Source organism: Bacillus sp. ISL-78, from assembly GCF_018613455.1.
Classification (GTDB): Bacteria; Bacillota; Bacilli; order Bacillales; family DSM-1321; genus Peribacillus; species Peribacillus frigoritolerans.
Genome location: NZ_JAGGQC010000004.1, coordinates 499570 through 514279 on the forward strand (window position 1 = coordinate 499570; position 14710 = coordinate 514279).

At 42.1% G+C, this 14710-nt stretch carries 18 protein-coding genes; 11 read left to right on the forward strand and 7 right to left on the reverse strand.

The annotated features are described in order from the left end of the window. The first annotated feature begins 210 nt into the window (after window positions 1-210). Window positions 211-834 (forward strand): 3'-5' exonuclease KapD, encoded by a 624-nt coding sequence (gene kapD, locus J7I96_RS08050; RefSeq protein WP_034310264.1) that lies wholly within the window; start codon window positions 211-213, stop codon window positions 832-834. Window positions 835-871: 37 nt separating this feature from the next. On the opposite strand, the gene kapB is transcribed toward kapD, so the two are convergent. After that, window positions 872-1258, reverse strand: a complete 387-nt coding sequence (kapB, locus tag J7I96_RS08055) for a kinase-associated lipoprotein KapB (protein ID WP_214922556.1) — start codon at window positions 1256-1258, stop codon at window positions 872-874. Window positions 1259-1436: 178 nt separating this feature from the next. On the opposite strand from kapB, the gene J7I96_RS08060 reads away from it, so the two are divergent. From J7I96_RS08060 to J7I96_RS08075, 4 genes are all read left to right on the forward strand, one after another. After that, complete coding sequence (locus J7I96_RS08060; protein ID WP_034310270.1) at window positions 1437-2027, forward strand: peptidylprolyl isomerase; 591 nt, start codon at window positions 1437-1439, stop codon at window positions 2025-2027. 133 nt (window positions 2028-2160) lie between these two features. Continuing rightward, entirely contained in the window at window positions 2161-2385 is a 225-nt protein-coding gene (locus tag J7I96_RS08065; RefSeq protein WP_034310272.1) for a hypothetical protein, read from the forward strand. A 166-nt stretch (window positions 2386-2551) separates the two neighbouring features. Next, window positions 2552-3028: a GNAT family N-acetyltransferase gene (locus J7I96_RS08070; protein WP_214922554.1), complete on the forward strand. Its 477-nt coding sequence runs from the start codon at window positions 2552-2554 to the stop codon at window positions 3026-3028. Window positions 3029-3068: 40 nt separating this feature from the next. Continuing rightward, the gene (locus tag J7I96_RS08075; RefSeq protein ID WP_214773107.1) at window positions 3069-3683 is read left to right on the forward strand and encodes a PH domain-containing protein; all 615 of its coding nucleotides are present in this window, start codon (window positions 3069-3071) and stop codon (window positions 3681-3683) included. A 40-nt stretch (window positions 3684-3723) separates the two neighbouring features. On the opposite strand, the gene J7I96_RS08080 is transcribed toward J7I96_RS08075, so the two are convergent. Further along, window positions 3724-4581: a manganese catalase family protein gene (locus tag J7I96_RS08080; RefSeq protein ID WP_053536722.1), complete on the reverse strand. Its 858-nt coding sequence runs from the start codon at window positions 4579-4581 to the stop codon at window positions 3724-3726. A gap of 143 nt (window positions 4582-4724) precedes the next feature. Here J7I96_RS08080 and J7I96_RS08085 point away from each other — a divergent pair, with 143 nt between their 5' ends. After that, window positions 4725-5480 carry a TraR/DksA C4-type zinc finger protein gene (locus tag J7I96_RS08085; RefSeq protein WP_095390931.1) on the forward strand — a complete coding sequence of 252 codons (756 nt, stop codon included), beginning with the start codon at window positions 4725-4727 and terminating at the stop codon, window positions 5478-5480. Between the two features lie 39 nt (window positions 5481-5519). Here the strand turns inward: J7I96_RS08085 and J7I96_RS08090 are convergent, their stop codons facing one another. Continuing rightward, window positions 5520-6695: a MalY/PatB family protein gene (locus J7I96_RS08090; protein WP_214773109.1), complete on the reverse strand. Its 1176-nt coding sequence runs from the start codon at window positions 6693-6695 to the stop codon at window positions 5520-5522. A gap of 103 nt (window positions 6696-6798) precedes the next feature. Here J7I96_RS08090 and J7I96_RS08095 point away from each other — a divergent pair, with 103 nt between their 5' ends. After that, a complete protein-coding gene (locus J7I96_RS08095) occupies window positions 6799-7059 on the forward strand; it encodes a DUF1871 family protein (RefSeq protein ID WP_048882924.1) in 261 nt (86 codons plus the stop codon). Window positions 7060-7336: 277 nt separating this feature from the next. Here the strand turns inward: J7I96_RS08095 and J7I96_RS08100 are convergent, their stop codons facing one another. Beyond that, window positions 7337-8179, reverse strand: coding sequence for an alpha/beta fold hydrolase (locus tag J7I96_RS08100; RefSeq protein WP_214922552.1), 843 nt, complete (start codon window positions 8177-8179; stop codon window positions 7337-7339). 304 nt (window positions 8180-8483) lie between these two features. Between J7I96_RS08100 and J7I96_RS08105 the strand changes: the two genes are divergently transcribed. Beyond that, window positions 8484-8984, forward strand: coding sequence for an Lrp/AsnC family transcriptional regulator (locus J7I96_RS08105; RefSeq protein WP_214922550.1), 501 nt, complete (start codon window positions 8484-8486; stop codon window positions 8982-8984). Further along, complete coding sequence (locus J7I96_RS08110) at window positions 8981-10150, forward strand: aminotransferase (protein ID WP_034310296.1); 1170 nt, start codon at window positions 8981-8983, stop codon at window positions 10148-10150. Before J7I96_RS08105 ends, J7I96_RS08110 begins: the two co-directional genes overlap by 4 nt. Before the next feature lie 159 nt (window positions 10151-10309). Here the strand turns inward: J7I96_RS08110 and J7I96_RS08115 are convergent, their stop codons facing one another. Together J7I96_RS08115 and J7I96_RS08120 are read right to left on the reverse strand one after the other, a co-directional pair. Continuing rightward, complete coding sequence (locus tag J7I96_RS08115) at window positions 10310-10657, reverse strand: helix-turn-helix domain-containing protein (RefSeq protein ID WP_214773111.1); 348 nt, start codon at window positions 10655-10657, stop codon at window positions 10310-10312. Between the two features lie 139 nt (window positions 10658-10796). Next, window positions 10797-12140: a sodium-dependent transporter gene (locus J7I96_RS08120; RefSeq protein WP_214773112.1), complete on the reverse strand. Its 1344-nt coding sequence runs from the start codon at window positions 12138-12140 to the stop codon at window positions 10797-10799. Window positions 12141-12484: 344 nt separating this feature from the next. On the opposite strand from J7I96_RS08120, the gene yugI reads away from it, so the two are divergent. Next, window positions 12485-12889, forward strand: a complete 405-nt coding sequence (gene yugI, locus J7I96_RS08125) for a S1 domain-containing post-transcriptional regulator GSP13 (RefSeq protein ID WP_034310304.1) — start codon at window positions 12485-12487, stop codon at window positions 12887-12889. A 136-nt stretch (window positions 12890-13025) separates the two neighbouring features. On the opposite strand, the gene J7I96_RS08130 is transcribed toward yugI, so the two are convergent. Further along, on the reverse strand, window positions 13026-13259 hold the full coding sequence (locus J7I96_RS08130) for a DUF378 domain-containing protein (protein WP_034310308.1): 234 nt from the start codon (window positions 13257-13259) through the stop codon (window positions 13026-13028). A gap of 204 nt (window positions 13260-13463) precedes the next feature. On the opposite strand from J7I96_RS08130, the gene J7I96_RS08135 reads away from it, so the two are divergent. Next, the gene (locus J7I96_RS08135) at window positions 13464-14627 is read left to right on the forward strand and encodes an iron-containing alcohol dehydrogenase (RefSeq protein WP_214922548.1); all 1164 of its coding nucleotides are present in this window, start codon (window positions 13464-13466) and stop codon (window positions 14625-14627) included. The last annotated feature ends 83 nt before the right edge of the window (window positions 14628-14710 follow it).

Here is a 14710-nt window from a genome sequence, read left to right on the forward strand (position 1 = left end):
TGGTACTTTTGGTTCATTCATCCATCATAATCCAAAAAAGGTAGACAATAAAGAGTTTTGGGTAAATTAGGTATGACAGTAAGCGCGGTATCCGAATGGTGTGTTGCGATCCAAAGAAAAAAATTTCTAAATCTTCTGTTATAATAATCTCGTGAGAAAATCCATGTTTGTTTATATGTTGATGTCAGGAATATGAAGGGGGTCATAAAAATGGAGGAACAACAGCAATATGTATTCATAGATTTTGAATTTACGATGCCGGAAGGAAAAGCCAATCCAACGGGGTTTTATCCGGAAATCATTGAGGTTGGTTTAGTCACGGTCATTAATGAAACCATTGAGGAACAATTCTCATCTTTTGTTAACCCATTGAAATTTCCAGTTTTAACGGGAAGATGCAAGAAGTTCTTGAACATTACCCAGGATCAGGTGGACCGGGGGATATCATTTGAAGAGCTGGTTGCGTTATTGAAGAAAATAGATGAACAGCACCCGACGACGATTGTTACTTGGGGAAATATGGACATGAAGGTGCTTCGCCAGAATTGTCAGAAGGCAGGATTGGATTTCCCTTTTTCAGGGAAGGAAAATGATCTTTGCCTGGAGTATAAACGCTTTTTCGGGGATCAAAATCAAACCGGACTTTGGAAGGCTGTACAGGCCTATGGCAAAGAAGGGACAGGCAAGCATCACAGGGCGCTGGATGATGCGATTACGACATATAATATCTTTAAGTTAGTGGAGAAAGATAAAAGTTATATGAAAAATCATGAACCGACGACAATTGGCGACCGCATTGATTTATCAAAAGTATTGAATCATTTAGCGTTATAAAAGCCAAATCATATACTACTGATTTGGCTTTTAAGCTTTATTTGAAATAATCCGCCGCTAGATCTTCAAGCAACTGTAAGCTTTTATCATTCCACTCTGTTTGGGCTTCGCTTAAAGTGCCTTTCATTTTCGCAACAGCTTCTCTTAAGGATTCCTTATACTCCGGAATCTCCTCATTGAAAGTCCTTACCATATTCTTTGGTACATTGGTTTGCTCCCGGAATGCAAGAGCACGCCGCTGATGGAACATGGACACTTCCGTTTGCTTCGGGTTATGAAGGTCTCCCTGCATGGGGTGCTTCAAAACAGCCAACACTTTAACAAGATATGCAGCAGGTCTGATATCGGTGACTTCCCCGATGTATTTTCCAGTTTTATATATGGCGATAACCTTATCGCCGATTTTAAAATCCTGTTCTGACATTTCCCTACCACCTTTCTTTTAACTCCCTTCATGATACATAAGAACAACGATTTTTCACAGCGAATTTGTTCAATTTCGTAAAGATGCTTTTTTTATGAAAATCGTGTAAAGTGTACGAATGAAGATGAAAAATGGTGTTTCATGCCATTTTATTTTAAAAAGAAAGAGGTTATGTACAATGACAAACTTTCCGCAATTAACAAGTGAAGTTTTGGAAAATGAAAAAGCGGTCATCATGCAAACGACGATGGGCGATATTAAAATTAAACTATTTCCTGAACTGGCTCCAAAGACAGTGGAGAATTTCTTGACACATGCTGAAAACGGTTATTACGAAGGAATCATCTTCCACCGTGTCATCAAGGATTTCATGCTTCAAGGCGGAGATCCTACAGGGACTGGAATGGGTGGAGAAAGTATTTGGGGAGCTCCATTTGAGGACGAGTTCTCCATGCAATTATTCAATCTGCGCGGAGCTCTTTCCATGGCTAATGCAGGCCCGGGAACTAACGGCAGCCAATTCTTCGTCGTACAAGCCCAGCATGTGGACAGCAGGATGGGTGAGCAAATGAAGCAAGCCGGTTATCCGGAAGAAATCATCAGTGCTTATATGGAACAAGGAGGCACACCATGGCTGGATCATAAACACTCTGTTTTTGGACAAGTGGTCGAAGGCATGGACGTTGTTGATACGATTGCTAACGTAGAGACAGTTGCGGGAGACAAGCCAGCAGTGGACGTTGTCATTAAAGGGATCACCATTTTATGAATAAAAGAGAAGCGAGGGGCTCAGAGCCTCTCGTTTTTTATGTTTTAGTGGATTAGGCCCACTAGTGGATTGTTCTGGTAATTGATATAATGAGAGAATGCAGTTTAATTCCCTATCAGGAAGGATGTAACGGATGGACTTTCTCAATCATGCTTTACTAGGTTTGTTTCTTTACTTTCCGGAAGACAAGACTGAATATATCTCGGCTGGTATAACTTGCTTCATTTTTTTAGTGGCGGCCGTTTTTACGATGAGGGCAATTATAAGATATTCAAAGAAGGAAGAATTGAAAACGAAGCAATTCGAAGATGAGGTCACCAGAAGGAACCAGCGTATAAAGGATGATACCATTTCCTGATCCCGGAAGGTGCCTGCATCGCGAGCCCCGTTTTTGGATATGATTATCTGAATATGAATGGTATTATGTTTTGTTAGAAGGTCGTAAAGAATTAAATGTTCCCTTCTTAGCATAAGCATTTTATACTAGAAGCATAGAGATAGAAATTTTGGGGGCGTAATTGGTTATGCAAATCGTAGCTAAAAGAATGATTGCGGCAGATACGGTCAAGGATTTTTTCATTCAGCACTGGGAGACGACTCAAGTCGTTTTTTCAAGAGGCTTGTTTCATTATGCGGAACTTGAGGGTGTTGGGGTGGTGGACGAGAATGGAAAAATCACGGGGTTGGGAACATACAAATTATCCGACCATGTATGTCAGATCATCTCTTTGAACAGTGTGCATGAGAATCAAGGTGTGGGCTCATCATTGCTTTATGTGATGGAAAATATCGCTAAGGAAAAAAATTGCCATACTATTAAAGCAATTACAACGAACGATAATCTACAGGCGTTGAAGTTTTTTCAAAAGCGTGGTTATGTCATTTCGGAAATCGTTAAAAATGCCGTGGAAGAATCACGGAAGATCAAGCCGGAAATACCATTTTACAGTTTTGATGGAATTCCGATCCGAGATGAGATCATACTGGAGAAATGCTTATAATAAGGTGAAATTCACCTGGATATTGATAGGGGGAATAGTTATGTTTAAGAAAATGGCGGCTGATGCCCTTGGTCTTAGTGACATTGGAAGTGTGATTAGTCCTGCAGATTTTGATAAGGTGGATGCAGATGATTATATCATGCATGAAGATGGGGAAAAAATTTATTTCCTGATTAAATCGAAAACCGATGAGTACTGTTTCACGAATCAAGCGTTCATACATTTGGACGGCACAAGTGCGATTAGCAAAAAGCGAACACTTACAAGATATAGCTACAGCCAGTATACGATTTCCAATGCCACGCTTGAAACAGCAGGTACAGTGGATTTGGATGCGGAAATTAAATTTTCGATCGGTGCAAAGACTTTCTCCATTGATGTCCATAAGAAATTCATTGAAGAATTAAAGGACTTGTTCAAATCACTCGTGAAAATATCGGAAATTTGCCATGAGAATGAGTTTGCCCTTCAATATGCCCAGCAAAGCGTAAACCTTGCTTCTTCCACCTTGAACCAGGTTCGAACTGATGGAAGCCAAATGGCTGCAAGTTTCAAGGAAATTAATTCGGCCGCTTTTGAATGGTTGATGGACAGCCGGAAAAAGTACCATGTGAAAGATTTTGGCTTTGTTTTTGAGAAATATATCAATAATTAAAAAAGAAGGCGAACACAGAATGATGTGTCCGCCTTCTTTTTTAATTATTCAAATCACTCAATCCAGGGCTATGTTCATTAGGCATATCCGGCATTTCAGGCACAGGGAATCCTTTTGGCGGCTCGGTAACAGCAAGGTTTCCGCCATTTCGGCTCGGGGTCTCGCCTTGGAAAATCTGACTGATACGTGTTTGGTCCATCCTGAAATTGAATTGGGCATTATGGTAGCCTAAATCCACATATTTGCGGCATTCAGGATATTTGTTCAAGTCATAATTAGGTACAGGGAAGATTTTTCCCCAGTCGACCCCAAGCGTTTCCAGTGCCTTGGCAAATGCATTTTGGTGGGAATTGTCGCGAACCATTAAAAATGCCAGTGTTTCGCGCATTGTTTTATTGGAACTCATTTCATAAATCCTGGACTTTTGCAGGACTCCCGTAGATTCAAGCATGACATTGTTCAAAAGGTTGGCCACAAGATTACCGTGATCATAAACCCATGATCCGTTCCATGGATTGCCGCCAGCATCGACGGGCAGGGATGCTTTCGCACCGACGATGAAATGGTGGGGGTTTGCACCGCCTTTGATGACTTCATCCAATGGGGCGCCATCGATACCGGAATCTCCAGGCATATCCCCGCCAGCACCATTCAGCAGCTGATTGATGGTTGATTGGACAAGTTCGACGTGGCTCAGTTCCTCTAAGAAAACCCCGCGAATTAAATCACGATATTGTTTAGCTTTGCCGCGGAAGTTGGCGCTTTGGAAAGAATATTGCATCATTGTCCGCATTTCCCCGAATTGCCCTCCAAGCGTTTCCTGAAGCACTTTTGCTGCATTTGGATCAGGCTTATCGGGAACGATCATATTGATTAAGTCTTCTTTATAGAAATACAAATGGAAGCACTCCTTAAAATTAATATTTCTAAGTTAGCTTCTGTTATCTGAATTAAATTATTCCTAAGGTAAAAAGTACCTTTATGGAATGACGGGAAGAGAGAAATACTAGAGGGAAGAACGATTTTGAAAGGATGTTGCACATGCTATCCAATCAGCAGCTAAAAGAATTTCAACAGCAATTGCAGCAAACGAAGCAAGAGTTGGAAGAGCGATTAAATGATTCAGGCAACCACGATTTAAGAAGAAGCCTGGAGGATTCGACTGGTGAGTTATCGAGTTACGATAATCATCCCGGAGATGAAGGAACCGAGTTATATGAACGGGAAAAGGATTTGGCCCTTTCCGAGCATGATCGGGATGAAATAAGGGATATTGAACGAGCGCTTTCTGCCATCGAGGCAGGTGAGTATGGAAAATGCGAGGTTTGTTCAAAGGAAATACCTCTTGAACGTTTGAAAGCAATCCCTACTACGACTTATTGTGTCGAACATACCCCCTCACAGGAAACTTCGGACAATAGGCCGGTGGAAGAGGAAGTGCTGGGACCCCCATTCGGGAGGTTTGATTATGATGACCGGCATGAATCGGTCGCGTACGATGCGGAAGATTCTTGGCAGGATGTTGCCAGTTATGGAACATCTGAAACGCCTTCCGATTTCGTAAATCCGCCAAACGATTACGAAGATATGTATGTCGAGTCCGAAGAAAATGTCGGCTATGTGGAAAATTATGAAAATTTCGTTGGTGTGGATATATACGGTAAAGAGGTAACGGTTTATCCGAACTCCCAATATGAAGAATTGAAGGAAGAACTTTTTGAAGAAAATATTCAAACCCCGTTTGGGGATTTGCCCCGATATGAGCATGATCCTTATGTGGATGAAGAAAAAGATTGAAAAAGAAGAACCAGGATTCTAAGCCTGGTTCTTTTTTATTTAAGAAAAAGCCAATTTCAACCGGTTTAGCCCATCCATCAGGACGCTGCGTGAACAACCGAGATTCATGCGGACGAAACCTTCTCCGCCAGGTCCGTATTTAGAACCAGGCTCCAATGCCAGCTTCCCTTGATGGATCAGTCGATCCTTTATTTCCTTGTCGTTCAATCCAAGGTCACGGCAGTCAATCCATAAAAGGTAAGAGGCTTCCGGATGCATGACATGCAGTGAAGGAATTTCGGCTGCAATGAATTCCTCTGCCACTTTTATATTCTCCTCAATGTAGCCAATCATGTCTTCAAGCCATTCCAAGCCCTCCCGATACGCGGCTTCCATTGCTGTTAAGGCAAAGATGTTAAGGCCATGGAAGGCCAGTTTCGTTTGCGCCATTTGCAATTGCTTCTGCAATCTTTCATTACTGGTGATCAGGAATGAAGCCTGAAGGCCGGCAATATTGAAAGTTTTGCTTGGCGCCATCAAAGTAACGGTCCTATCCGCTAATTTTTCTGAAAGCGAGCCGATCGGATAATGCTTGGATGTTGTATGGAATAAGTCGGCATGTATCTCATCACTGACGATGACTACATCATATTTTTCACATAGCTCCCCGATCCGCAGGAGTTCGTCCTTTGTCCAAACGCGTCCGCCAGGGTTATGCGGACTGCAAAAAAGGAATAGTTTCACTCCGCTTTTCAGCTTGTCCTCAAAATCGCTGAAATCAATCTCGAAGCGGTCCTTTTCTATGATAAGGCGACTATTGACCACTTCCCGGTCATTATTTTTGATCATATCAAAAAATGGGGTATAGACGGGGGATTGTAACAGTATTTTATCACCCGGGTTCGTGAATGCCTGGATCGTTGTACCGATTGCGGAAACGACACCGGAGCTGAATGAAATCCACTTCTTATCGATTTGCCAGGAGTGCCGGTCTTTAAGCCAGCTTTGAATTTCAGTGAAAACTGTTTCAGAAGGGACGGTATAGCCGAAAATCGGATGATTCAAGCGTTCCATCAATGCCTTTTGAATGCCCTCAGGAGATGGGAAGTCCATATCGGCAACCCACATTGGCAGAACATCCTCGCGCCCATATAAGGATGTGAGGAAGTTTTTATCCCATTTTGCAGACCCTGAATTTTCCCTGTTGATTTGTTCTTCAAAAATTGATTTGTTCAAAATATACACCACCGAATAAAAATTTGTCGTCTTCGCGAAAAGCCTGTTGTTATGATACTATGATATCATGTTCTTTGAAAATATTGAGCAGGTGATAAATTAGATGGATACACAGCAAATGAATTTAGCATTGGTTGCCGTTTTACAAGAATGGGACCCTTTCAAGATAGGTTGGGATCTATATGAGCCGGAAATTGCAGATACGGTCGTAGCAATCCGGGATATAGATGACCCGAAGGAACTGGCGGAAAAAATAAAATCCATTTACGAGTTCGCATTCGATGAATCCATTCAGATGGAAAAGTGCCTGGACGTTGCGCGAAAGCTGCTCATCATAAAAAATGATGCCAGCTGTTCGATATAAAGGTGAAAAAGGTGTACCCGGAAATCAGGGGCACCTTTTTTACGTTGTTTTTTTGCTCTATACCCATAGTTTGTTCAGTTAACTGATGGTTTGTGCAGATTACTCGTGAATTTCAGTGATTTACTCGTGAGATTCGGCGATTTATTGGTGAATTGTGCTTTTACTCGTGAGTTTGTGCAGTATACTCGTGAGTTTCAGTGATTTACCCGTGAGTTTCGCCCATTTACTCGTGAATTTCGCCCATTTACTCATGAATTTCACCCATTTACTCGTGAGTTTACGTTGGGGTGGCTACTCCGATAAACCCCTTAATTAGTTGATACACTTCTTCAGGTTTCTCCTCTGGAAGAAGGTGCCCGGAATCCTCAATGACAACAAGCTCTGAATTAGGCAGGTCTTTATGGAGCCTTTCGCCGATATTCAATGGCACCACTCGATCATGTCTTCCCCAAATAAGCAGGCATGGTGTATGAATATCACTAAGGTCCTCCTTCAGCAAATCGATTTCCTTATCTCGAAGCATCCTTCCCAATGCCCGGAAAATATCATGCTTCTTTATGAATGGCCCTAGATATCCCTGCCGCATTTCATCGTCAATCATCGCCGGGTCATGGACGACATTTTTCAAGTTCTTTTCGATACCCGATTTTTGCAGATACCGTTTTATCCCGTATGAAAAGAAAGGCAGGTAACTGACCATCTTCATTTTTTCCGAATAGCCGGGCTGATAGCCTGAGCCGGCAAGTAGAATGGCATGGTCGACAAGAGCAGGATATGACTTGATGAGCTGCAGGGATATCTGCCCGCCCATGGAATGGCCGATGATATTGAATTTCCTGATGCCTTTTCCCTCCAGGAACATAACGACGGATTTAGCGATGTTTCGGAATGAATATGTATATCGATAATCTTTTCCGCTTTGCCCGAATGGCGGGAGGTCTATGGAGATCACATTATATTCCTTGATTAAATGGGGGACTAATTTACGGAAACTGAAGCTCGATGACAAAAATCCGTGAAGCAGGACAAGGGTGGGGAGAGAATCATCGATTCGGTCATATTCAAAATAGATTTCGATATTCCCTACCCGTTCGAGACCTTTGATTGTATGCCTTTCCATATAAGCTCCTCCTCCGTTTTGTTCCATAATAAAAAACCCATGTTACCCTGGATATTCCAAAAAAGGTCCTATAATACTGTTGCATAACAGTAATTGTAATAATAACGATGAAAAAACACAATTACTATAACAGGTATTCAACCAATTTTGATATAATAGTGTAAGTTTATCCTGACAGCATAGGACTTATTAAATTATATTGTCATATAGGTTTTTTAAAAAGTCTAATAAGGTAATTCGTGAGACTATCTGCCAGCCGAACCATCACAGCTAAATTAGTGAATTCCAAAAGGGGGGTTTTCCAATGCACTTGAATGAAGAGGAATTGGAAGTCTTGAGAATCATTGAAAATAACAGCCGGATTGATCTGAAGGATTTGGCTAAAATGACCGATCAATCAAAATCGGACATTGAAATAACATTAAAGAAATTGGAAGATATGCGGGTCATTGTACGTTACTTAACAGTCATTAACTGGGCTAAAGTGGATGAATACCATGGTGTCACAGCGATGATCGATGTAAAGGTCACTCCAAAACGCGGCGTCGGTTTCGATGATGTTGCAAAAAGGATTTACAAATTCAAGGAAGTCGAGTCCGTATATTTAATGTCTGGGGCTTATGATCTTTCAGTCATTGTCGAAGGGCGTTCGATGAACGAAGTGGCAAGCTTCGTTTCGGAAAAACTTTCGACACTGGATTCCGTCATTTCTACGACGACTCACTTCATAATGAAAAAATACAAGCATGATGGCACCATTTTCGATCAAACTGAAGAAGATAAGCGGATAGTGGTGTCACCATGATTAAAACGAGTTATGTTTCAAAAACGATTGCAGAGCTTAAGCCATCAGGCATCCGCCGCTTTTTCGACTTGGCAGCCAATTTGGAAGGGGTCGTCTCGCTTGGTGTAGGTGAGCCGGATTTCGTTACATCTTGGGCGGTAAGGGAAGCGGCGATCAACTCCCTGGAGGAAGGATATACCTCATATACGGCCAATGCCGGATTATTTGAATTAAGGTCGGAAATCAGCCGGTATATGGAGAAACAGTTCCATGTTTCGTATAGACCGGATGATCAAATCATTGTCACGGTCGGAGCAAGCCAGGCCCTCGATATTGCCCTGAGGACCATCTTGAATCCAGGTGAAGAAGTCATTGTCGTCGAACCTTGTTTCGTGGCCTATGCACCGCTTGTGACAATGGCAGGGGGAATACCGGTCACGGTCCAAACATCCAAGGAAGAAGACTTTAAGTTGACCCCCCAACAACTCGAAGCGGCGATCACGCCTAAAACGAAGGCCGTTTTAATCTGTTCACCGAATAACCCGACGGGAACCCAGCTTGGGCAGGAAGAATTAGTGATGCTTGCTGACATCGTTAAAAAGCATGACTTGCTGGTGATTTCCGATGAAATCTATGCCGAACTTGCTTATGATGAGGAATTCACTTCTTTTGCTGCCGTTGACGGCATGCTTGAGCGGACGATTGTCATCAATGGGTTTTCGAAAGGATTTGCGATGACTGGGTGGCGTCTTGGATTCGTTTGTGCACCTAAGGAAATTTCCGAAGCGATGCTTAAGCTTCACCAATATGCGATGATGTGCGCGCCGACCGTTGCGCAGCATGCTGCATTGGAAGCTTTAAAGAACGGTATGCAGGATGTGGAAGAAATGCGTCGGAGTTATCGGAGAAGACGAAATTATATCGTGAAATCATTTAACGATATGGGGCTGGATTGCCATAATCCCGGCGGCGCTTTTTATGCTTTTCCATCAATCGAAAGAACGGGGATGACTTCGATGGAATTTGCTGAAAAACTTCTGACGGAAGAACTTGTTGCCGTTGTACCGGGAGATGTGTTCGGGGAAAGCGGTGAAGGTCATATTCGCTGTTCTTATGCATCCTCCATGGAACAGCTTCAGGAGGCCCTCAGAAGAATGGAACGTTTCATGAAGAATCATTGCCAATAAAAGCAAAAAAATAGGGATCCGGCCATTAGCAGCCGGATCCCTTTCCATAGGGGGAATTAGAAAAAAGAGTTAATCTAATGGATTAACATAGAAAGTGTTAATCATAGTATATCCAGTACCCAGAAAAAAAATACATATACTACGACCCATTTTTTTGAATTAAGCTTGTGTATTATATAAAGTATGCATAACTTTCAGAATTTGTTCTTCGCTAAAGTCCTTGGCTGTTCTTAGAATGAGCTCAGCTTTTTTGGTTCCGATTTCTTCAATCAATTTTTTTATGTCCTCGTCGATACCAGCGGCGTTACCGCTCTCCTTCAGGAATTCTGAAGCCGGAATGTCAAGAACGGTGGAAAGCCGTAAAATGGTTTGTGTATCAGGAACCGATTCACCCGATTCATACTTTTCGATTTTCTTCGTGCCGATTCGTAATTTCAAAGCCAGTTCCTGTTGAGTTAGGTTGTGATCTTCTCGGTATTGACGGATATTCTTCGCAATATTTGACATGGTCAGACACTCCTTTTTCAGGAAATATATTTTTATTATGTAATTATTTTACCATATTATTACTTAAGTGAAGGAACGGAATATGTAAGTTTTGTGAAAAAAATGCCGCATCGGGATTAACGAAACGGCACGTTGAATGTTAAATGAGATTAGTTGACTTAAGGAATACGAGTATGATCATGATCGGCACGATGTAGCGAATCAGGAAGTACCAAAGTTTAAAAAGTGATCGGCCGGGATCAGCGCCAGTTTCGAACTCTTTTTGTACCTCGATCCTTTTCATTTGATAGCCGATGAAAAGGGATATGAACAAGGCGCCGACTGGCAGCGCGATATTGCTTGTCAGATAATCAGCGAAATCGAATATGGATAAATTGAAAACCTTCACATCCGAAAGCACCCCGAAAGATAATGCGCTTGGAATCCCAATCAGGAAAACGGTGATACCAGCTATCCAAGAAGCCTTCTTCCGTTTTGCGGAATCCCCCTTGATCATGGCTGCAACGACGATTTCGAGAATGGAGAATGCCGTCGTAAGGGTGGCAAATAATAATAATATGAAGAAAATGGACATGAAGATCCCGCCAAGCGCCATTTCATTGAAGACGGCAGGCAACACGACAAATACCAGTCCAGGCCCGCTTGAAGGGCTGAAACCCAGTGCGAAAACAGCCGGGAAAATGACCAAACCTGCCAGCAAGGAAATGAAGATATTCAGTCCGACTACCGAAAAGGCCGATTTTGTAATATCTTCTTTTTTACTTAAATAGGATGCGTAGGTTACCATCACGGAAACACCGACACTTAGTGCAAAGAAGGATTGGCCGAGTGCCAAAAGGATCGTTTCCCCCGTTAATGCGGAAAAGTCGGGTTTCAAGAAGAATTTAACACCTTCCATCGCTCCATCCAGCGTCAAGGATCGGATAAGAAGGATGATGAAAAGAATGAACAATGAAGGCATCATATATTTATTAGCCTTCTCAATTCCCTTGGAAACGCCGCCTTGCACGACCCAAATGGTAAAGACCATGAATAATAACTGAGCGATGACCGTTTCATAAGGATTGCTGATTATCGTATTGAAGAAGTTCCCATATTCCTCTTGCGTCAAGTTTGAGAGGGAACCTGTAAAGCTCCTTGCTAAATAGGAGATGATCCAGCCTCCAACAACACTGAAGAAGGAAAGAAGGATGATTGAAGCGACGACACCGCCATATCCAATCAATGCCCAAGGCTTTCCAGGGGCGATATGTTTATATGCGCTAATGGCATCTTTCTGTGCATTGCGGCCAATCGTGAATTCCGCTATTAATATCGGTGCCCCGATAAGCAGGGTGAATATAATGAAGAGCAGGAAAAAGACCCCACCGCCATTTTCCCCAGTCATATACGGGAGCTTCCAGATGGCGCCCAATCCAATAGCGGATCCCGCGGCTGCCAGGATGAACCCAAGTTTTGAAGTCCATTGATCTTGTTTTGACATGATGGAAAAACTCCTTTAGATGTAAAGAATATCTAGCTGTATATTATTTTTTTTAAAACATTTTCTCATCTTACTATGATTATGGGCAATTGGATAGGTTTAATATTACAATCTTTAGAAAAATGAGTAAATATCTTAAGGGAAATAGAGGTTATTTGCAAATTTTTAGGTTAAGTTATATACAAAGATCTTATAATATTTATTATTTCCAAAAAACAAACATTTTTAATGAGTAAAATCCCGAAAAGTATGGTATACTTAACTTTGATTATTTTCCAATTATGTGATATAATTTTTTATTGCGTGAAAAGACGAAAAAATATATATAAAATAGGAGTGTTACCATGTCTGAAAAATTCGAAATTGGTGCGGTAGTTGCTGGTAAAGTTACTGGTATTCAACCATACGGTGCATTTGTTGCTCTAGATGAATCAACTCAAGGTTTAGTTCACATTTCTGAAATCACTCACGGCTTCGTTAAAGATATCAACGAACATTTAAAAGTGGGCGATGAAGTGAAAGTTAAAGTTCTTTCCATCGATTCAGCTGCTGGAAAAATCGGCTTATCGATCCGCGCTACAGAAGAAGCTCCTGAGCGTACTGAAGCTCCGAAAAAAGCTCCGAAAAAACGCCAAGCATCTGTTAAAGCGACATCTCACATCGAATCTACTGAAGGTTTCAACACATTGAAAGACAAACTTCAAGAGTGGATTGAACAATCTCAACGCGAAGACTTAATCAAAAAATAATTTTTTAGAACCGGCAGATCCTCGATCAGCCGGTTTTTTTTGTCTTGGGGCATATGAATGAAATAAAGCCGGGTCATGTGTTTATCCATGGTCCGGCTTTATTTTATAGAATATAACATTGTCCAGGGTCAAGATCTCAACGAGTCGGTTTGGTTTCAGGTTCCCTGGAAATTTCAGGACTTGGTTTAAAGAGAAGACCAAGATTAATGAGACCGGCAATTCCAACCAATCCATAAACGATACGGGCCATTCCAGCATCTTGCCCTCCGAAAATCGAAGCGACCAAGTCAAATTGGAAAAACCCTATTAACCCCCAGTTGATTGCTCCGATTATTGTAAGAACAAGTGCAATTCTTTGTATTCCACTCATTGTACAGCCTCCTTTTTTTTGAAAAAATCAGTTCTTTATTTATCATGCATTTTCAGCATGTAAATATACATCCACTCAAAAGTTCCGGGCGGATATTTTGTATTTAAATGGAACATTGGTCATAATGAATAAAGAAAAACTAGCACTTGGCCCTGTCGTTCATTTGAAAAATGGGGTCAATGTGGCATTAAAGGAGAGATACCATTGGAGAATTTCACATATAAAAATCCTACAAAAGTAATTTTCGGGAAAGGTCAGCTTGAAAGCTTAAAAACTGAAATTCCCGCCTATGGCGATAAAGTTTTACTTGTATATGGTGGAGGAAGCATAAAGAAAAATGGCTTATATGAAAAAGTGATCAATGTCTTGAAAGAGGTCGATGCAGAGGTGCACGAACTTTCCGGAGTTGAACCGAATCCACGAATCTCAACAGTCCGGAAGGGTGTTGACCTTTGTAAAGAACATGGGATCGACTTTGTTCTTGCGGTTGGGGGGGGAAGCGTTATAGACGCTACGAAGGCCATCGTTGCAGGTGCTAAATATGAGGGGGATCCATGGGATCTTGTCATTAAGAAGGCACCAGTCGAAGAGGCCCTTCCATTCGGAACGGTGCTGACTTTAGCGGCAACAGGCTCTGAGGCGAATTCCGGATCTGTCATAACAAACTGGGAAACGAAAGAGAAATATGGATGGGGAAGTCCTTTGGTATTTCCGCAATTCTCCATTTTGGACCCTGAAAATACTTTTTCAGTACCAAAAGACCAGACGGTATACGGAATGGTTGATATGATGTCCCATGTATTCGAAACGTACTTCCACCCGGAAACGCATGCACCGCTGCAAGACCGTTTTTGTGAATCGCTGTTATCGACGGTGATTGAGACGGCACCTAAACTATTGGAAGACCTGGAGGATTATGAGCATCGGGCCACTATCCTGTATGCCGGAAACCTAGCTTTGAATGGGTCGCTTGGGGTTGGTTACAGCGGTGATTGGGCAACGCATAACATTGAACATGCCGTTTCAGCTGTTTATGATATCCCGCATGCAGGAGGATTGGCCATCTTATTCCCGAATTGGATGAAGCATGTGCTCCATGAAAATGTCGCACGCTTTAAACAAGTTGCAGTCCGTGTGTTCCATGTGGATCCGGAAGGTAAAACGGATGAGGAAGCGGCCCTTGAAGGCATTGAAAGACTAAGGTCATTTTGGAGCAGCTTAGGGGCGCCGACCAATCTTTCGGATTATGGCATCGATGACTCACAATTGGAAGTCATGGCTGATAAAGCGATGAGCAGAGGGGAATTTGGACGATTCAAAGTCCTCAACCGTGAAGATGTCCTTGCCATTTTACGGGCTTCCTTATAAACAAGTGATATGATCCAATCTCCCTCCGTGCCAGGTGGGAGATTGCTTTATATGCATAATTCGTTATTTACTTGATCGATTTC